This is a genomic window from Terrimonas ginsenosidimutans, assembly GCF_022012415.1.
Lineage (GTDB): Bacteria > Bacteroidota > Bacteroidia > Chitinophagales > Chitinophagaceae > Terrimonas_A > Terrimonas_A ginsenosidimutans.
Map to the genome: position 1 here is coordinate 338,036 of NZ_JAKLTR010000001.1, position 20,136 is coordinate 358,171.

General features: G+C 46.0%; 15 protein-coding genes and 1 tRNA gene. 4 read left to right on the forward strand and 12 right to left on the reverse strand.

Annotated elements, in window-relative coordinates; genetic code table 11:
* Positions 1 to 81: 81 nt before the first annotated feature.
* The 7 genes from LZZ85_RS01410 to LZZ85_RS01440 form a co-directional block, all read right to left on the reverse strand.
* Entirely contained in the window at positions 82 to 936 is an 855-nt protein-coding gene (locus LZZ85_RS01410; RefSeq protein WP_237868135.1) for an oxidoreductase, read from the reverse strand.
* A gap of 136 nt (positions 937 to 1,072) precedes the next feature.
* Positions 1,073 to 1,999, reverse strand: a complete 927-nt coding sequence (locus LZZ85_RS01415) for an AraC family transcriptional regulator (protein ID WP_237868136.1) — start codon at positions 1,997 to 1,999, stop codon at positions 1,073 to 1,075.
* Between the two features lie 582 nt (positions 2,000 to 2,581).
* The gene (locus LZZ85_RS01420) at positions 2,582 to 3,028 is read right to left on the reverse strand and encodes a hypothetical protein (RefSeq protein WP_237868137.1); all 447 of its coding nucleotides are present in this window, start codon (positions 3,026 to 3,028) and stop codon (positions 2,582 to 2,584) included.
* Positions 3,016 to 3,615, reverse strand: a complete 600-nt coding sequence (locus tag LZZ85_RS01425; RefSeq protein ID WP_237868138.1) for a macro domain-containing protein — start codon at positions 3,613 to 3,615, stop codon at positions 3,016 to 3,018. Before LZZ85_RS01425 ends, LZZ85_RS01420 begins: the two co-directional genes overlap by 13 nt.
* Before the next feature lie 332 nt (positions 3,616 to 3,947).
* Entirely contained in the window at positions 3,948 to 4,313 is a 366-nt protein-coding gene (locus LZZ85_RS01430; protein ID WP_237868139.1) for a hypothetical protein, read from the reverse strand.
* Between the two features lie 118 nt (positions 4,314 to 4,431).
* Positions 4,432 to 6,843, reverse strand: a complete 2,412-nt coding sequence (locus LZZ85_RS01435; protein WP_237868140.1) for an ABC transporter permease — start codon at positions 6,841 to 6,843, stop codon at positions 4,432 to 4,434.
* Between the two features lie 344 nt (positions 6,844 to 7,187).
* The gene (locus tag LZZ85_RS01440) at positions 7,188 to 8,183 is read right to left on the reverse strand and encodes an aldo/keto reductase (RefSeq protein ID WP_237868141.1); all 996 of its coding nucleotides are present in this window, start codon (positions 8,181 to 8,183) and stop codon (positions 7,188 to 7,190) included.
* A gap of 110 nt (positions 8,184 to 8,293) precedes the next feature.
* Here LZZ85_RS01440 and LZZ85_RS01445 point away from each other — a divergent pair, with 110 nt between their 5' ends.
* Positions 8,294 to 8,671 carry a winged helix-turn-helix transcriptional regulator gene (locus LZZ85_RS01445; RefSeq protein ID WP_237868142.1) on the forward strand — a complete coding sequence of 126 codons (378 nt, stop codon included), beginning with the start codon at positions 8,294 to 8,296 and terminating at the stop codon, positions 8,669 to 8,671.
* A 117-nt stretch (positions 8,672 to 8,788) separates the two neighbouring features.
* Here LZZ85_RS01445 and LZZ85_RS01450 read toward each other — a convergent pair whose 3' ends face one another.
* Together LZZ85_RS01450 and LZZ85_RS01455 are read right to left on the reverse strand one after the other, a co-directional pair.
* On the reverse strand, positions 8,789 to 9,211 hold the full coding sequence (locus LZZ85_RS01450) for an RDD family protein (protein WP_237868143.1): 423 nt from the start codon (positions 9,209 to 9,211) through the stop codon (positions 8,789 to 8,791).
* A 45-nt stretch (positions 9,212 to 9,256) separates the two neighbouring features.
* Positions 9,257 to 10,237, reverse strand: a complete 981-nt coding sequence (locus LZZ85_RS01455) for a CE1 family esterase (RefSeq protein ID WP_237868144.1) — start codon at positions 10,235 to 10,237, stop codon at positions 9,257 to 9,259.
* Between the two features lie 436 nt (positions 10,238 to 10,673).
* Here LZZ85_RS01455 and LZZ85_RS01460 point away from each other — a divergent pair, with 436 nt between their 5' ends.
* Entirely contained in the window at positions 10,674 to 12,380 is a 1,707-nt protein-coding gene (locus LZZ85_RS01460; protein WP_237868145.1) for a M28 family peptidase, read from the forward strand.
* Positions 12,381 to 12,451: 71 nt separating this feature from the next.
* Here the strand turns inward: LZZ85_RS01460 and LZZ85_RS01465 are convergent, their stop codons facing one another.
* Together LZZ85_RS01465 and LZZ85_RS01470 are read right to left on the reverse strand one after the other, a co-directional pair.
* Positions 12,452 to 13,681 carry a hypothetical protein gene (locus LZZ85_RS01465; protein ID WP_237868146.1) on the reverse strand — a complete coding sequence of 410 codons (1,230 nt, stop codon included), beginning with the start codon at positions 13,679 to 13,681 and terminating at the stop codon, positions 12,452 to 12,454.
* Between the two features lie 103 nt (positions 13,682 to 13,784).
* Positions 13,785 to 14,819, reverse strand: a complete 1,035-nt coding sequence (locus LZZ85_RS01470) for a helix-turn-helix transcriptional regulator (RefSeq protein ID WP_237868147.1) — start codon at positions 14,817 to 14,819, stop codon at positions 13,785 to 13,787.
* Between the two features lie 272 nt (positions 14,820 to 15,091).
* On the opposite strand from LZZ85_RS01470, the gene LZZ85_RS01475 reads away from it, so the two are divergent.
* Both LZZ85_RS01475 and LZZ85_RS01480 read left to right on the forward strand, forming a co-directional pair.
* Positions 15,092 to 15,216: transfer RNA gene (locus LZZ85_RS01475), tRNA-OTHER, on the forward strand.
* A gap of 81 nt (positions 15,217 to 15,297) precedes the next feature.
* Positions 15,298 to 17,535: a TerD family protein gene (locus tag LZZ85_RS01480; protein ID WP_237868148.1), complete on the forward strand. Its 2,238-nt coding sequence runs from the start codon at positions 15,298 to 15,300 to the stop codon at positions 17,533 to 17,535.
* Between the two features lie 83 nt (positions 17,536 to 17,618).
* Here LZZ85_RS01480 and LZZ85_RS01485 read toward each other — a convergent pair whose 3' ends face one another.
* Entirely contained in the window at positions 17,619 to 20,009 is a 2,391-nt protein-coding gene (locus tag LZZ85_RS01485) for an ABC transporter permease (protein ID WP_237868149.1), read from the reverse strand.
* Positions 20,010 to 20,136: the final 127 nt, after the last annotated feature.

Below are 20,136 nucleotides of genomic sequence, written 5' to 3' on the forward strand. Positions count from 1 at the left end.
AAAGAAAGAATACCCCCCTGTTCCGGATCCAGATCCGTGGCAGAGGGGTTTCTTCTTACAGCTTTACCGGATATGTTTCACTCACGCAGCCTGCACATCATCATGATCAGTACCTGTCACTACTTCATACCAATCCTCAATATCCTGTTCAAATGCTGCCGTCTTTTCTCTGAAACGATTTAGTGTATCAGTTCCCAATGGGAGGTGTACGGGAGGTCTTTCTGCATTGGCCAGTGTAATAAATGCCTGGGCAAGCTTTTCCGGATCACCCGGCTGTTTCCTGTTGATCTGCGTCGCGATCTCACGCATTTTGCCAACGGTGTCTGCATAGTCATCGATCACGTTGGATGACCGGGTTAAAGAAGATTCATCAAGAAAGTTTGTCCGGAAAAATCCCGGAGCAACTACTGTTGCGTGAATACCCAGAGGAGCGAGTTCAAGAGCCAGCGCTTCGGTGATACCTTCTACCGCAAATTTTGTTGAGCCGTAAAGGCCCCATCCGAAATATGCGCTCAGTCCACCTATTGACGAAATGTTTATGATATGACCTGAACGTTGTTTGCGCATATATGGCAACACTGCTTTGGTCACATTAAGCAGACCGAATACGTTCACTTCGTAGTTCTTCTTCACTTCTTCCGTAGTTGCTTCTTCCACCGCGGAGAGCAGTCCATAACCGGCATTGTTTACCAGCACATCGATCTTTCCGAAGTGACCAATAGCATCTGCTACCGCTGCACGAGCCTGTGTTTCATTAGTGACATCAAGGATGACCGCGTAGAGGTTGGGGTTATTATCGAACTGGCTGATAAATTCGTCCGGGGTGTTGCGAACTGTTGCAACAACTTTATCGCCGCTGGCAAGAACCGCTTTGGTGATCGTATGGCCGAAACCTCTTGAGGCGCCGGTTATAAACCATGTTTTTTGTGTTTTCATTTTTGTTTGTTTTTGATAACACAAAGATGAAAACTAACGGGCATTGGCTCCTTATAGTAAGTAAAGTTGGAATTATGAATTTCAAAGATGTTTTCAGACGGTGCCTTCAGACATTTCTGCAGAAGGCCGGAATAGTTCAGGCAGTGGCATGGTAGCCTTTTCTGAACTCTGAAGGCGTCAGCCCTGTATTCTTTTTGAAGAACAGATTGAAGTTCGGCTGATCACTGAAGCCCATAGTAAAACTGATATCCTGCAGACTCCAGTCGGTTTGCAGCAGCAATACTTTCGTTTCTTCCAGCATCCTGCTTTTGATATGTGTGCTCACATTCTGACCGGTATGCTTTTTCAGCAGCGCATTCAGATGATTTGGATGTACCGCAAGATCAGCCGCAAACTCTTTTGCCGTTTTTATCCGGATAGGATTATTGATATTCACCTGTGCGGTCTCCTGTTCAAGGAGATTGAAGAATTGATGAATATGGCGGAATTCGTCAGCCACATTTTCCGGCTCAGGGTATTGAGCGGCTCGAAGGGATTCAACCATCAGCAGCTGAATATATGCCTGGAGAGCTGCTTCGCGCAAGCCGTCACCAGCGTCCTCGTCATGCATACGGGAAAATATTGACATGGCGCTTTCGAGGTTCGGTCCTTCAAGCTTTACCACACTTTTCTTTTTATCCGAAAACAATTGCAACTTATCTATGGTCGCTTTCAATAAAGGATTATCCGTAATAAAACTTTTTCTGAACAACACATAATATCCTCCAGGATCACCGGAGGTGTTCTTCCAGGAAATGATATCATTGGGATGAATGAATAAAATAGTCGGCTGCTCGATCACGTAAGTATTGAGGCCCAAAGTAAACACACCTGTGCCTGATGAAACGAGCAGGATCTTATAGAAGTCGCGGCGATTCGGAGAGAGGTAGTTCCTGCATTCGTATTGTTTGCGGTTAAATACCCTGATCGTCCATGGTTCAAAAGATTCCCGAAGCACCGGTATCATATCCGGAACATCACGCAACAGATCAATTTTTTTGGAATCGAGTGTGAGGGATTTCATGAAAAAGTGTCTCCGGAATCAAAGGTAGAGTTTCGTATGGAAAAACATAATTATTGTATTGGCGGCCTGTTAGCGGGCATTGGACAAATAAATACAACCAGGCAGAACATCAGTGCATAACAGACACCAGGGACCAGGAAAAGTTCAGGGTCAAAGCCTGAGATAATCCGCGGTACAGACGAAAACATTAGGATAAGTATGACTCCGCAGATCAAAAACACAGTTTTTTTTCTCCAGGAACTCAGCTGCGTACGTTTCAAATATTCCGCAAGAGCGTACAGGAAAATAAAGACAGGTACAAGCAGGATCACTGTCAGCGAAAAATATTGAAGCGGGCCGTTCATTGCATTGCTGATCAATATTTGCAGGTCACCCGGCATTGTCAAGAGAATTATCACCCCGCACATTATGGGTCCTGATACAAGAGTCAATATCGATATCCTGATCATGTACTTCATCATGCTATCTATTTTTTCAATGTACCCAAGGGACCAAAAACTGTCCGCGCTTCTCTGCATTAATTTCAACACTGTGAAAGCCGAGTTTTCCGTGAGCGTGTTCCACTTTCGTGTCAGCTGTGTTTTAGCTGGCCATCTCCTTTTTCTCTCCCGCAAATTTGAAAAACCATGTTACTGCAATATTGGAGGCGATATATGCACAGGCAAATAGCCGCAGGCTTTTGTCCTCAAAGTCGATATCGGAGATGAGTCCAATCGTCAAAAGGATCATTGCCGCCGCAACCAGGCAAAGCGTCAGCCTGACCGCATTGTTTTTATTTTGCCGTTCAATCAACAGATCATACAGATACCAGTGAATACACAGAAATGGCAGTGTTGCCAGTAAACTGAACACGAAACACAGTCCCGCGAAGGAGATGAGCGATTCCAGCCTTTCCTCTTTATTAAAAGCTGCAGCCAGTATGATGAGTACCGGCCCGAAAAAAAGTGTCGACAGCCATACCCGGAATGGATAGAAGTCAACCGTCTTTTTCTTCTCCGGAAACTCAAATTCTGTTCTTAATGGGTCCATACCATTCCCTGCGGGTTTATATTCCAGTGATATTTTTGTGCTTCACCGAAGTTGTTGAAGTCCATTCTTTCGCCAAGAATAATTTCTTTATAAGCCTGATACATTTGCCGCGCGGCGATCACTGGTTGCATTCGGCCAACGCCGGTGCAAAGTCCGGGCACGGCGACTGAAGCAATTTTATCCTCACGTGTTGCCATGATCAGCACCGCTTTCATTGCCAGATAAGCATTAACGGATGTGTCTATATTGAAATTGGTCGGGATGCGCATCGTCGGTGCCGAAATGAGATATGGCACTTTCGTATCTCCTGTTTCCATTAGCAATGCCTGTCCGACCAGGAGTTCTCCTTCTGGCAGGGCTTTGATCCGATGCTGTAGTTTTTTCTCCAGGTCCCAGCCAAAGCGAACGGATAGGGCGTAGTCGAGGCCGCCATCCATAAAGCCAAAAGAATTTGCCGGGCTTACGATGGCGTCACATTCAAGTGTGGTAATATCACTTTCCGTGATCGAAACATTATCTTCTTCAGAAAAGAATTCCTCCCAGGCAGAGATCAGTTTGGGTTCAATGGCAGATAATATAATTTTCATTATGAGTTAGTGATGGTTTAATCGCTTTTCCTTTGTGTTTTCACGTTGAGATATTGTGTTTTTCCCATTTGATTTTTAGGTTGAGTATTGATATTTGCATGGAAGGTATTCTGGTTGCGCAGCAGAATATGTTCAGTGGATGAATAGCCAAGCCTGAGGGAGGTATACAGCCAGTTGCAAACTGGTTACGGTCCGTCATTTGCCCGGCCCGGTCTTACCAACTCAAAATCCCGGTGGTGGTGGCGGGGGAGGGCCCAGGGCCGATGGTGGGTTGGGGAAGGTTGCTCCCCTAATCGAATGCCCCTCTTCCACCCGAACGACACCCGCAAAAATCATTTTACCTTCCTGTACCCAGCCCCATTACCAACATAATCTTCAAACAACACGCCATCCTTCAACACAAACATCTTCTCTTTCCCCGCCGCAGATTTCCTGCCATTCTCGAAAAAATCATCGACCTCCAGCAAGACCTGCTCCGGCAGAACCGTCCATTTCCCCAACCATCGTCCTTCTCCAAAACAACCACTGTTCTCCAATCTGAATGTATTATTTCTTTTCAGGATCAATTTACACATCAACGTGGATCCATCATCCTGCCAGATACCATAAAACTGATTGCGTAGCTGTCGGATCTCAGCAGGCTCTCCATCGGCGTTTGAAGAACAGGCACTGAAAAACATCATCATTATGATTAACAAAAAGATCCGCATTTTTAAAAATAATGTATAATCCGTGAATTCAAAAACCGCCACTACTATACTAAAAAACGCGGCCCGTGTTAACCGGCCGCGTTTTTTTCTCTTATGCTATAACAGTTCAATCAGCTTTTAAACTCCTTACCGGATCACTCACCGCCGCTTTCACTGCCTCAAAACTCACCGTCGTCACACCAACTGCCAATGCAAACAGACCCGACATTCCGAAAACAAGCCAGCCAATATCCACTCTATATGCAAATGCATCCAACCACCTGCTTGTCGCCCACCATGCAATCGGCCAGGCTATTACAATGGCGATCGCAACCAGCTTCACAAAATCTTTTGATAACAACAACACTACTCCGGCTACAGATGCGCCCAGCGTTTTCCTGATCCCAACTTCTTTCACACGCAAGCGGATACTATACGCGGACAGTCCAAATAAACCAACCGCAGAAATGAATATCGCCAGTATCGCAAACAATTGGATGATCTGGCTCATCTTGTTTTCGGAAGAATAAAGCTGGTCAAGCTTTTCATCAAGAAATGTATAGGTAAACAAACTTTCCGGATACATTTGTTTCATAACAATGGCCATATTCGCCACACTTGCTTTTAGCTTTTCCGGCTGAACTTTAAGCAACAAATAATTCGCCCTGTATGGATTGTATTGCAACACCAATGGCTCAACGGAAGAATGAAGTGAGGCAAAATTAAAATCCTTTATCACCCCTACCACCTCTCCTGTATCAATGTCCAATATCGCCTGCTGCCCAACAGGATCGGCCATTTTGTAAAGTTTTACGGCCGCTTCATTTAAAATAAACTCATTCCTTTTGATCTGGGGAAACTGGCTCACAAAATTCCTACCCTGCACAACCGGCACATTCAATGTCTTCAACAGATCCTCGTCGCACATCAATGTCCTGGTACCGGGCAGATCTTCCGCACCCGTCGCCGCGTTTACCGGAGAAAACGATAACATACTGAATCTTTCACCCGGCAACGTTGACGTGACGGAAGTCTCCTCTATTGCCGGGTCCTTTTTTAATTCGCCAAGTAATGCACCAAACTTCTGCCACATATTTTCATACATGGTTACCGCCACGAGTTGCTCCTTATCAAAACCAAGATCTTTGTTATGGAACAGTTTCATTTGCCTGTAAACAACAACGGTTGAAAAGATCATAAATACCGCAACGGCAAACTGAAAAACGATCAGGCTTTTGCGAACGACATTGACAGTAGACAGAGAATCCCGTTTCCCTTTGAGCGAGTTGACCGGATTGAATTTTGCCACAAACCATGCAGGGTATGCTCCGGAAAGCAGGGCTATTAATAGTATCAATCCTCCAAGCAGTAAAAGATTCTGAAAATCTATCAGTTGATCAAACCGAAAATTTTTATCCGTCAGCTCATTGTAAAAAGGCAATGCTTCATAAAAAAGACCAAGGGCCAATACTGCGGCCAGTATCGTTGTTAATAAAGATTCTCCCAGGAATTGTTTTACCAACTGGCTCTTCGAGGCTCCGATCACTTTCCGCAGGCCGATCTCTTTCATCCGGTTGAACGCTTGCGCAGTGAATACATTCACAAAATTCACCGAAGCCAGTAACAAAATGAGAAATGCCGCCACAGAAAAAATATAGATATAGGTGATATCGCTATTAGGGCGCAGCTCTTTTTCCAACCGGGAATGTAGGTGAATAGAGGTAATTGGTTGCAGATTCAGCTTCGTAGATGCGAGCACCTGGGATATTGTTTGCCCGGGTTCCGCGTAAAAGCTCCCGGTGAACGCAGGAATCTTGGAAGCCGCCTTTTGCACAGAGCCTTCGCGTAACATCACATATGTATGAAATCCGCTCCATGTACGCCTATCAAACATTTCCTGGTTCATATAGGCGGTGAGCGTGCTCATGGATACCAGGTAATCAAAATCCAGGTGAGAGTTGAACGATGTCTTTTTCAACACGCCCGTAACTGTTAGCGGCTGTTTTACTTTTTCATCCTGCAGTATCTTACCGATCGGATCATCGTCTCCAAAATATTTACGGGCAAATTGTTCGCTGATCACAACAGAGTTTATTTTGGACAACGCAATATCTGCATTCCCCTTCAGCAAGGGAAAATCAAACATTTTCAACGTGTTGGAATCTGCAAACAACCCGCCTTTCTCCTGGAAACGCTTTGCTTCACCCTTTACATTTGTATAACTCAATAACTGATAGGGATACAACTTGTGCAGGCGAACGATCTGCTCCACTTCGGGAAGGTCTTTCTGCAGCATGGTGCCTAGTGGAAATGGAGTGGCAGCCCAGTGACGCGTATCATTACCCAGACCTTCCTGTGTGACACGGAAGATCCTGTCTGCATTTGAAAAGCCTTTATCATAGTTAAGTTCTTCTTTCACATGAAAGATGATAAGCAGCGAACTGGCAATTCCAAGTGCAAGCCCGAGGATATTGATCAACGAAAAGGACTTATTCTTCCATAGATTTCTCCAGGCAATCTTAAAATAGTTCTTCAGCATGGATCAGTGTATTAATGGTTGCCGAAAGATAACGAAGAGAATGCCAGAGAGGTAAATATTTGCTTTTCAAAGAATTGATCGGAAAAGAAATGATCAGGGTGTTCGAATATGAACAGTAGCTACATCAGATGCGGACGCACTGGCCGAATGCGGGCTGGCAGGGAAGTCCCCCGGATCGATGGCCGATGGCCAATAGCAAACAAAAAGCGGACATCTCCTGCCTTTATCGAATCTCCCCTTCGAAGATGCCCGCTTTTTTCGGGAATTATCAAATTGCGAAGCCCGGCAATCGGCCAAACCCAGTGCAAACCCTGACTTGACCACATTGGCACCAGACATAAAAACTATTTCACCAATTGCAGCTTCGCAAGCTCAGTAGAGATGCTATTCACCTCATCCGGTGTAAGTGAAACAGCTGCTGCTTTTGCATTTTGCTCCGCCTGCTCTTTGTTACGTGCTCCTGCTAAAGCAATCGTAATACCCGGCTGAGCAATCGTCCAAAGTAAAACAAGCTGCCCGGCAGAAAGCCCTTTCGACTCTGCGAGCGGCTTTATTTTCGCCAGGAATGCATTCGTGCGGATGATGTTCTCATCAGTAAAATAGAACAGGCCCGCGCGGTGATCACCTTCACTGAAGGACTGGCCGGGTCTCATTTTGCCGGTCAGCAGCCCTCTTTCCATCGGGCTGTAGGCAAGAATAGACAGATCATTGTCAAGGCAATAAGGCACCACATCCGCCTCAATATTTCGTTTTACCATACTGTATGGAACCTGGTTAGACACAAGGGGAACATACTTGCGTGCCTCCTCGAGCTGCTCCGTATTGTAATTACAGACTCCCGCATATCTCACTTTTCCCTGCTCTATCAGTTGGGCAACTGCCTCCATCGTCTCCTGGATTGGGGTCGTACTATCCGGCCAGTGGATCTGGTACAGGTCAATATAATCCGTGCCCAGCCGGCGCAGACTATTCTCGCATTCCAGGATAATGCTTTCCTTTCCGGCATATTTATAAATATCGATCTCGTTTCCATTGTTGTCTTTGGAAGAAAAGCCAAAATCACCTTTTTCGAGATCCCAACGCATCCCGAATTTATTGAGAATAAGTACTTTGTCGCGAGGCAAGCCCTTGATCGCTTCCCCAACGATCTCTTCACTCGTCCCCTGGCCATAGATCGGAGCAGTGTCTATTGCATTCACTCCCAGATCGTAAGAAGCCCTGATCGCATCAATTGCATCCTTTCTTTCCGCACCACCCCACATCCATCCCCCGGCAGCCCAGGCGCCAAATGTTATTACGGACGGAGTAAGTGTACTGTTCCCTAATTTCCTGTATTCCATATCGTGATTTTTAGAAATGTAAATGTTTAACTTAGTGTGACGCCAACTTTTTGGCGCAAGTACGGTTTAATTAGAGACGTCTTATCAAACTGAACCATATTTCAACGATTATGAGGAAAACAAGTTCAACGAATTTTCAGAACCAGGCTTACCTGGAAGAAAAATGCGCGCTCAATGAACTCATCTACCTGCTCAGCAAGCGGTGGATCACAGAAGTGCTGTTCAGCATCGAATCCGGAAATGTGCGCTTCTCCAGCCTGAAAGAAGACCTCCGCTTCATCAGCGACAATATTCTTGCGGATCGCCTCAAACTGCTGGAGCAACACAAACTGATCACCAGGAATGACCATGGCCCGGAAGTTTCTTCACGAATTGAATATTCATTGACAGAAAGCGGCTACCAACTGAGCGATCAACTGGACCTGCTTTGCAAATTTGCAACAGGCAATATTTATTTCCCATCCAAAGCCGCCGCGTTAACAGAATAATAATGCTTATCGCCTAAACAAAAGCCAGCCCTCTGCAAAAGATGGCTGGCTTTTGTTTAATGAATGACTCAGCGATTCGTAATATTTTCGCTCCGTTATTGACAGAAATATCCCTGCTTATACCCTGATCATTACCGACCCCGCTACCATGTCGTGTATCGCCCTTCTATCTGCATTGAAATGGATTGTTATAAATGAAAGCCAACCCAATCCAACTTTAACAATGTAACGGAGAAATGCCTGAAGAATGTTTATCCTGGCAGAAGTATTATCCGCCTGTCTTACGCGAATTCCTTTAATATAATTTCCGATCGTACATCCGCACGCCGTGCAAACAGGCTCATAAATCCCAAACAGTCCAAAAAAAAGAGCGATCCTTATCCAGTCCGGAGGTCTGCTTATTTTATCAAGCGCTGCGGCAAATACAAACATCATTATAACGATAAAAACGGAGTCGATAAATGTTGATTGCACTCTATCTGTCAGCAGGGGGTAGGGTGAAGGCTGTTGTATATTCCCGGTCGTGGCTGAGGTATTCATTTTGAAAATCGTTATCCTCCAAAATAAATAAAACATTCCATACTTCTAGGGTAACTGATACCGCTGAAAAAATTCCCACAACAGATCGTTTGCGCTAATAGCGGTGGATGGTGTATCTCCAAGCCAGCTTCCGGGCAAACCTCCGGGCCATGCATGACCTCCATCTTTTGTGAGATAATATTCGATCGTTACACTGTTATTACAGCCCAGCCATTTACGGAGTGTATATTTTGTGTTTGATGTGGCGACCTGGTTAGGGATCGTACATACATTCTTTTGCGACCATACATTGAATACAGAATCCAATGGATGGAAATAAGCGCCCGAAGGCCCCGTTCCAAACCCGCCATCCACCGGTACATTTGTATCGCGCTCCGAGTGCATATGAAGGATCGGTACGGAACGTGATGCATTACATGGCTGAGTCACCATCATAGAACAACCACTTACAGCGATCGCTGCAACCTTATCCGCCATCTCGCAGGCCAAACGATAGGATAACATGCCGCCATTCGAATGACCTGTTGCATACACCTTTTTCGGGTTGATCTTATAGCTGCCGGTAAGCCGGGTGATCAACTGACGGATAAAATTCACGTCATTGATATTTTTCGTCATAGCATAATCGCAACACGCTCCGGCATTCCAGGTACGCGCCTGAAGAGCGCCATCTCCTTTCACCCCGTCAGGATAAACGACAATAAATCCGGAAGCATCAGCTTTTTTCGTCAGCAGAGAAGTGCTTTCAAACTGTTCGCCACTGCCACCGCCACCATGCATGGCGATCACAAGTGAAAAATCTTTTGACTCATAATAGTTTGGTGGAAGATTAACGGTATAGGTTCTTAAAAGACCGTCAACTGTAATAGATGCCTGGATCCGGTATTCTTTTTCACCAGGCGGCGTATCATTTTTTTTACACCCGGAAAAAACAAAGAAGAACAGCGGTAAGAGATATAGCGTTTTGGTTGACATAGGCTCTGCATTGAGTTGATTGGACTGATAAAACGACAAAAGTTTAACCATAGTATTGATTTTTCTGCTCTTCTGCCGGCAGCCGTTTTTTTACGTCAAACTTTTGTGTTTTTCCCATTGTCTTAATTGCTGGTGAAAGGATATTTGTCCGGATGATATTCGGGTTGCGCATCCTAAATATGATCGATGGATGATAGCCAAGCCTGAGGGAGGTGGTACGATCAGTGGGAACTGGTCGCTAGCGGGTATTTGCCCGATCCGTTTCACAAACTCAAAATCCCGGTGGTGGTGGCGGGGGAGGGCCCAGGGCGCAAGGTGGGTGCAGGAAGTCCCCAGTCGAAACAGCCCACCGCCCCATGACCAATCACCATCTCCCTCCACAAGATCACACCACCTACTATTCATCCACCTGCCACCCACCCCACCCACCTCACCAACATATTCCCGGGAATACAGGTATCTTCGACCCCTAATCCAAGTTAACAGCATGACACGCTTACTTACTCTTTTCCTCGCAGGCTCTCTCACGTTGCCTGCCCTCTCGCAAAACAACGCTGACAATTATTTCAAACTTAACCGCACAGGCTTCAATCAAAAAAATGCATACACCACCACAGGTTATGTTGAACAGCGCTGGCGCGTACCCGGAAACACCGGATTTAACGAAAGCATCTACTACGTCGAAAAAATATTGAAGAATGCTGGCTTCGTACTTCAAAAAGAAAACGAACAGGAAGCCCCCATGACCTACCGGCTCGAAACACGTCCGCTCAAACAAGATACCTGGGAACCCATCGACGCATCCGCAACCATCGAAGGAGAATCAACACCGCTCATTGCCTTCAAAACAAACAGGAATATGATCCCTATCAATTGCCCCTCTACCAATGGCAATGTGACTGCAGAGGTCGTCTATATCAACAAAAGCGAGATCAGTAAGATCGGTACCATGGACCTGAAAGGAAAGATCCTCTTCAGCGAAACCTCCGCCGGATCATTGCTCAACCAGGCCGCAAAAGCAGGGGTGATCGGCGTCATGGGATACAACCTCCCGGCTTACACACAACCGGAAAAACACCAGACATCAATCCAGTTCGGCAGCATTCCTTCAAAAAGCACAGCATGGGCGATACTATTATCCTACGCTGCAAAAGAAAAATTAAAAGCCGCCTGCCAGAAAGGAAAGACCATGGTTAACGTGAATATCCAGACTAAAAGCTACCCGTCAACAGAACTCACACTTGTTGCCAATGTCAGAGGTTCTGTCAAACCCGATGAGCGGTTTGTATACAGCGCTCACGTCCAGGAGCCCGGCGCTAATGATAATGCCAGCGGAGTCGGTTGCCTCGCGGAAATGGCAAGGCTCTATGCATCATTGATCAAAACAAAAAAATTCAGCCCACAACGTACCATGACATTCCTCTGGGGAACAGAGATCTCCGCAACCCAACGCTATATCGTTGAAGACAGCGTTCGCGCAAAAGGAATTCTTTGGGGAATGAGCCTTGATATGGTTGGTGAAGACACAAAAAAAACCGGCGGAAGCTTCCTCATCGAAAAAATGCCCGACCCATCCGCAATCTGGACCCGCGGAGAAGATAAACATACCGAATGGGGTGCCGGCGATGTTAAAGAAGAAAACCTGTTTCCCCATTACTTCAACGATTTTATTCTCGATATCTGTAACCAGCAAGGCCGTTTCGCAAAATGGACCGTTAATGCAAACCCATTCGAAGGAGGTAGCGATCACACTCCTTTCCTTCGCAATAAGATCCCCGGATTGCTGATGTGGCACTTTACCGACGTGTTTTATCATACAGATAACGACCGGCTCGATAAAGTGTCCGCGACCACTTTAAAAAACGTTGGTGTAAGCGCCCTGACCGCTGGTATGACACTGGTGAATGCTGATGAAAATACCGCATTAGCCATCGCCAAAACAGTTGCGGCAGCCGCTAACACCCGTATGAACGCAGAGTTCCTGCTGAGCCAGAAAGCCGTCAAAGATGGAAAAGACCTGACTCAAGAAAAACACATTCTTGAAACATGGAGGAACTGGTACGTAACCGCACTGACTACCATCGGTGATCTGCCGGTAAAAAAAGAAACAACAAGAGTCGGATCAAATCTTAAATTCCTGGTACTTGATCTTGAAAAAACAACCGGAGACATGTTGGAAAAATTAGGCAAATAAACCTCCCGTCCTGGCAACAATACTTCAAAACAAAAAGCATGCACCCCGCATGCTTTTTGTTTTCAGCAATCCTATTCATAATTCATCGAAGACCTGTAAGCGCCATCCACCGGCGTTAACAATACAAGATCATTTTTTACGATGAGATCCAATTCCTGCTTACTCTTCACTTTCATCTTTCCTGACAATATGAGCAATCGCATCGGCCGCAGATCAATGACAGTCCACTTTGTAGAATCCGTCTGAGAAATAATATTAGGATACACCTCATATCCATCATTATAAAAATCTGCCACCGTCCCATCTTCCCGGTATCGATAGCGCCGCATACCATGAATATGCAACGAAGTATTTCCATTCGAAGCCGCGATCTCCGTCAATAGGTTGCCCACATCAAAATGCCAGTAATAACTTATTCCGCGCTCCGCATGCACATTCCCAAACTTTACAATTGCCTTAAACCCCGACGGACCTCCCGGATATTTATAATACAACTGGCCAAAGTTCTTCTTTACATTCGCTAACCGGACCTCTTCGCTCTGATAATACTGTCCTCCCTCATTCAATCCATAGATCAAAAAACTTTTTCGTAACTCGTCCACGATAAAACGCGCATCCTTATTCTCCCCGGCTACATGATCAAGGAATCGGCTAATGACGGTATCACGTCCGCTCTCAGTAATATGAGGATAGTTGTCAGTCTCCACTTCCATTTTCTTATGAAATGCCGCCCGCAGCAACGCTGCATCATATTCGGCCTTCAACCCCTTTGTACTGTATCTGCCAAGTTCGTTCAGCAAGTAATCAACGCTGCTGGCATATTCCTTGTCCAGGCCAATGACTTTGTATTTGTTTGCGAATGCCGCGGCATACATCGTCACGTCATTCTTCATCGCAATAAACTCCGCCGGCGGCGACCCTGCTTTCATTTTAAATTCCGAAAGAAAATCATGCAGCCGTTTTCCAAAGACTTTTTCGTCCGGACTGTAAAGAGAAGCCAGTTTGCGGGAGGCGACAGGACCTGTTTCCAGTAAGAAATGATCGAACCCGCTTTTCGCCGCGGCATTCAACAAATGCTTCGTAAAAAATGATAATAACGGTGAACTGTGGTTTTCACCAAGCATAATGAATTGCGCGCGTTTTATATCCTGCTGCAACGAATCCCAACCGGGGCCCCGGATAGAAACACTATCTAACTCAAATGTATAAGCAAAGCGGTTTACGAAAGCACGGCTTAATGTGTCCTGGGAAAAAGATGTGGAAACCGTTAACCCAAAGAAGATCAGACAAAGCAATTTCATGGTGGTGTGGTTTATACAATTTGACAGACTGTTCCTGCCGCCAGGATGCGTCTATGTCAAAGTATAAAAAATATCAGAAATGTTGCACACCTGCGCATCAGCTCTATCTTGTACCCTGCCCGGGCGCTCCCTCATATCCGGCAATGGACTTCTGTAAGCGCTTTTGTATACGGCCTGCAAGGATCCTGGGATAGATCACTTTCATACATTCCCCAAAACCAAGGATCTCCCGCTCCAGTTCAAAATTCATCACCACATCAATTCTGATGATCACCCCGTCTTCCAATTCCTTCTCAACTTTCTGAGAATGATGGATCGGCTTGGTAAGAACATACGGCGCGTTTCGCTCATCAACCCAAAGCAATACTTTATGTGCACGATCGGCATGGCTCTTCGTGACGCCGATCAGGTCAGAAAAATATCTTTCGAAATCAACTCCTCCATATTCCACAAAAAGCTCTTTTCCCAATTCCTGGAATTCAATGATCCGGTCAAGCGCCATGATCTGCAGCTGGGTTTGATTCTTTAATTGGGCGATCAGGAACCAACGGTTCCTGTATTCCTTCAATAAATAGGGATAGACGATCTGCTGTTGGGATTGCTTTGCTTTAAACGATTTATACTCAACCAGCAAGGCCGTCTTCTTAAGAATTGCCTGGTACAACGGATTGATATGTGAAAGCCCTTTCAACAGCTTATTATCTTCAAACTGGATACAGTTGCGATGCTGTTTGGTAGATCTGTAAAGATTATTCTCCAGCCGCGCGATCATCTCACTCATTTCCTCGAAATAGTTAAACCCGTTGAATTGTTTCAGCACACCCACGATCTCTTTCATCTTTTCAACATCCGCATCATTGATCGGCGCATTGGTAATGCTATAGGAAGGATCTTCATACTGATAGAACTTCTTTTCCAGCACAATGATCGGCGCATTATAGCCGAGCTTATCGCTTCGCATGGTCTGAATATCCGCCTGGATCGTCCTCCTGCTTACGCCGGAAGAAATGCCTTCATATTCATATAATACAGCGCCAACCTTTTCGATCAGACCTTCCAGCGTCCATTTGCGATAACGGTTACGCAGGCATTCATCGATTGTTTTATAACGGATCAGCGCAAGCTTGTTGGCAGACATACTTCAATATTGTGATTATAAAGCTAAAGATTCAAAATCAACTACGCAATATACTTGCGCAGTTGATTTCATTACGGACAATTTTAAAATTATTTCAGCCGATAACCATTTCGTAATCAATAAATAATTCCGAGTGCCGCAAAATATTTTTTTCTGCGCACTTACCCTGCGCAGTTGTGATCGCATATTTGCTTTATCAAAGATGACGGTCAAGAAAAAGTTACTTCAATACACCATTTGTCAAACTCTTTCAATTACCCTTCTTTGTATTCGAAGCAGTAGCTCAGCTGGTAGAGCAACGTAAAGGATTGAGATTACCGTTTTCTTTACAGGTCAATTAACCCTTACACCCAGATTATTAATCCGTGGGTCGTTGGTTCGAATCCAACCTGCTTCGCTAATCAAGGTCAACTTTCGCTTACTTCAAAAACTAATGGGTAGATAGCGAAAAAATTACCGGGTTTTAAAATTGAACAACATGAAATCAGTATTAACTGCAAGTCTTCGCCAAAGCGCAATCTACATTCCCGAAGCCCTCACAACCGTTGAGGTGCACAACCTGCGCGAAACAACCGCCGTGCTCGTTGCCAATCTCGCAAAACTTGGCTATGGTGTTTCCGAGCCATTACTAAAAGCGCTGAACCAGGCAGCACCTTCTTTTCAATCAATGATCCTTGAAAGAATGAAAGAGATTGCCGGCGTGAATAAGAACTGGACCCCGCTTGTGAAAGGATGGGACAATCCAACCGGTGAAGGGCTGCTTGATCATATTGTTACCTGGTTTGTAAATAAATATAACCTTCCGGGAACAACGCTTACCTGTGGCCATAAGATCCCTGCAAATACTTTTCCATTAAACCGTTACAATGGCTGTCCCTTCTGCGGAACCCCATTCACAATGGGGGAGATCGAACATTACAAACAAAACAGCTCGCAGAAAATACTTGAACTGTGGAGAGAAGGTGATGCAAGGTCATTCCTTTCAGACCTGTTGACATCAAAGACCGCACTGGATGCAACACAAATGGATAGCCTCCATATTCTGTTGGCTGAGTTTGGCTTCCCCGCCGGTATACAGGTTGGCATAAAAGAAACATTGATGTGCGTGATCGATTTCTATCGTAGTGTTGGAGAAGCGGAAAAAGCCCAAAGCCTTTTCACGTCTCCAACCGATATACTGCGCTACCTCTGGTACAAGCATACCGGTTTCCTGCAGATAGTCGAGCCCAAAACGATCATTCAACGGGCTACGAAGAATAAAGTTGCCTCCAACCGGTTCTTCTTTAACAAGAACGCATTTGCTATCGTTGAGGAAAGAGCAAAACTGAAACTGAAATATTCCCGCAGGGATTGCCTGATCGTCGCAAACTGGCTGAATAACCTCGAACTGGCGCCTGAGAAGATCTGTGAGATCATGCATCCTAAACGTGGAATGTGGGTTCGTTTTATCCGTGCGCTCCGCCTGGTCGAGTACAGCAAGCGCCCGAACTTTGAAAAACTGGCAACCGTGCTTGACCTGTTCTACAAAGAAGAATACGAAGTATGGCAGGGGCGTGTAGAACACTTCAGGTTGCGGTATGATGCCGCCAACACCTTTCGGTTATTGCAGCAAAGGCCTGGCCTGTTTGCCCGTTCTCTTTTTGCCAATATGCTTTGGTTCGGAGCAGACGAAGCAACTGCTGCTTTTGCAAATATCATAGGAAAAGTACCTGCCCGGTTGGTCTTTACGCTGGATATGTATGCAGAGGCCTATTTCGACGCAAGCGCTCAGCGCTCTGTAAAACCATTAGGAGGAGTCTCTAAGAAGGTTTCCGCGAATCACTTATTGTCACTGTATGAAAAAGACCAGTTGAATGAAATGAAAGCGGCCGTAGGTAAACTTTGCCGTCTGTCTTTAATGGAGCGCTTTGCGGCAAAAAATGTAACTGCAAAAACCATTTACATTGATCCTGTTCTGTACACGATCCCTTTGCCTCTTAGTGATCGTAGCAGCGCTATCCAGGACATTCCTGCGGCAATCGCCGGAAGCCGGTTCCCTGTGGAAGGAAACACTGTCCGACTCTTCATGCAATGGGGCAAAGGCTTAAAGGCCCAGCCGCTGGATATGGACCTGAGCTGTACGGTACTTTATGATCATAAAAGCGAATTCTGTTCGTTCAGCTCTTTGAGCATCGCCGGTTGTAAACACTCCGGCGATATACGCAGCATTCCTGATATGGTGGGCACGGCTGAATATATAGAGATCGACCTCCCTGCGTTGCAGAAAAATAAAGCCAACCTGGTCGTGTTTGCCTGTAACGCCTATTCATCAGGTGGCATTACGCCAAACCTGGTGCTTGGGTGGATGAATAGCGGATTTCCTATGAAGATTTCTGAAACTACCGGTGTAGCATACGACCCCTCTTGTGTACAGCACCAGGTGCGTGTGATCAATACCCTCACCAAAGGTCTGGTATTTGGAGCGCTTGATGTAAACAGCCGGGAGATCATCTGGTTGGAACATCCTTTTGATGGTCAGGTAGTGCAAAACCTCGGGATGAGCGCCGTCAACGCAATGCTGCAAAAACTGCGAAGCAAGATGAGCATTGGAGAAGCCCTCGGGATCAAAGCAGCTGCTCAGCAATTAGCCATTGCGTCTGATGAAGAGGCAGACGAAGTATACACTTCCAAATGGGCGCGGAACGCAGCAGCCGTTTCAAACCTGTTATTTGACTGATAATAAACCTTCATCTTATAAAACGACCAAAGGCTCCAGGAATGGAGCCTTTGACATTTAACATACACTAAAAACTGAAAAACTTATTCGCTCCGCAAACTATCCACCGGGTTAGACCTTGCGGCTTTGATCGTTTGAAAACTTACTGTAATAATTGCGATCAGCAACACCAACCCGGCAGCCAGTGCAAACAATGGCCAGCCCGGCTCTATCCTGTAGGCAAAGGTGTCCAGCCAATGATTGGTCGCCCAGTACCCGATCGGTATCGCAATGATCACCGACAGGATCACCAGCCGTATAAAATCCCTGCTTAACAGGGAAGCCAGGTTGGAAACACTTGCACCCAGAACTTTCCGCACGCCGATCTCTTTCTTGCGCTGACCTGTCAGATATGCTGCCATTGCGAATAATCCCATGATGGATATCACGATCGCAATGACCGCAAATACACTGATGATCTGTTGCAATCTTACATGCGCTGCAAACAATCGCTGAAAATTATCGTCGATAAATGAATAGCGGATCGGCAGGTCCGGTTCCACGCTTTTCCATATCTGAGTCAATCCCGCTATCGTACCCGCTGCTTTATCCGAGTTTATTTTTACCAGCAAGGCGCCGCCTGACTGGAACATACATGCCTTATTCCCGATCGTGTAGACCATCGGTTGCACCGCTGTTTCAAGTCCCTGCACATTAAAATCACGAACGATCCCGACCACCTGTACCGGCACAGTATCGCATCCTTCAAAGAACACGGGTTTACCTAATACATTATCTCCTCCAAGCTTCCGCGCGGCCGTTTCGTTTATGATAGCCGAACGCGTTTGCTGATCTGTCTGGCGATCATCGAACAGCCTTCCTTTTACCAGCTTCACGTCCAGCGTTGAAAAATAATCCGCACTTACTTTCACGGATGAAAGGCGGTGCTGCGCGCCGGCATAGCTAAAACGGAAAGTGGACGTGTCTGCGTATTTGTCGCCCGGAACCTTGGTCGACTTGGATACATACCTCACTCCCGGCACACTCAACAACTTTGTGCGCGTAGCATCAAAATTCCGGTCTCTTGAATTCTGTGTCGCTTCTATCCGGACAACCTGCTGCCCTGAAAATCCCTTATCCCGTGTTTCCATAAACCGGATCTGCCGGTTGATCACAAGTATTGCAAATACAAAAAATGCGGCAACCACAAACTGCGCGACGATCAGACCATTACGAAGAGTACGGCCCTTTGATCCGCTGGAATACTCCCCTTTCAACACTTTGTTCGTATTCACCAGTGAAAGGACCACCGCAGGATAAAGTCCGGATAAAACTATAACAACCACGAGACTTATCAGGATCTGCAACAGGATGAACCCTAAATTATTCGCTCCGAAAAATGAAAGTTGGATCCCGAAGCTTTTCGAAAAAAATGGCAAAGCCAGCTGAGCGATCACCACCGCAAGTACCAGGCTGATCAGACACTGCAAAGCCGTCTCCCCCAGGAATTGCCTGACCAGTTGCCAGCGGCTTGATCCAAGCGTTTTCCGGATCCCAACCTCCTTTGCACGCCGGATAGATGCGGCAATGGAAAGATTACTGAAGTTGATGGCGCCCGCAACCAGCAGCAGAAATGCCAGCACGACCAACACCGCCACTGTTTTAAAATTCGTTGCCCCATGACGCGGAAAGTTATGGATACTTCCTACTGCATCCGCAAACAACCCCTGCGTATGCCCCGCTGCACGAAATGCCTCATACGACTGATCGTCTTTCTTCACACGTTCATTATAATAAAGCGGGTTGATTGCTGCGTCCAGCTTTTCAACACTCAGCTCATTCTTTGTTTTGACATATGTCTCATATGACATGTTCCCCCAATGGTTATTACCATTCGCCCAGGGACTTAACCAGGCGAACTGGATATCGAGGTGGGATGGCCCTGATGGTGCTGAAAAAACCGCCGTCACTTCCGCATCAATATTGCTATAGATCCTGACCATTTTGCCTACCGGATCTGTATCGCCAAACAGCTTCTTGCTTAATGCCGCGGAAAGGATCAGCGCATTTGGTTTATGCAACGGACTCACCCGGTCACCCGCTACGATCTCAAGCGGAAATACTTTCAGAAAATTGGAATCAACCTCCACACTTCCCGTCGCATACAGTTTTGTATCGCCTGCCGCAAGTGGAACTTCATAATCTCCGCCCGACTGAATCCGTGTAGCCGTTTCGATCTCAGATGACTTGCCCGCAAGAAAAGAAGCCAGCGGTGCAGCCGTTGTTTCAAAGACTTCTTCATCAGAACGCAGGCTGACCTTGTACACTTTCTTTAACTCCGGGCTCCATTTATCGTAATTGAGCTCATGATTCAGATATAGCAACACAACAATGAAACCCGCAAGGCCAACCGCAAGACCCGCAATGTTGATACTGCTGTACACTTTACTTCGCGCCATGTTGCGAAGGCTGATCCTGAAGAAATGTTTTATCATAATACAGTGATATGGTGGCATACCGCCATCAAAAACATGCCATTCAGGTAATTCTTTATTTATCAGAGAGTTGAAATCATTTTAGCAAGCCTTTCGTTCGCTTTTGATACAGTCATCGCGTGAAATT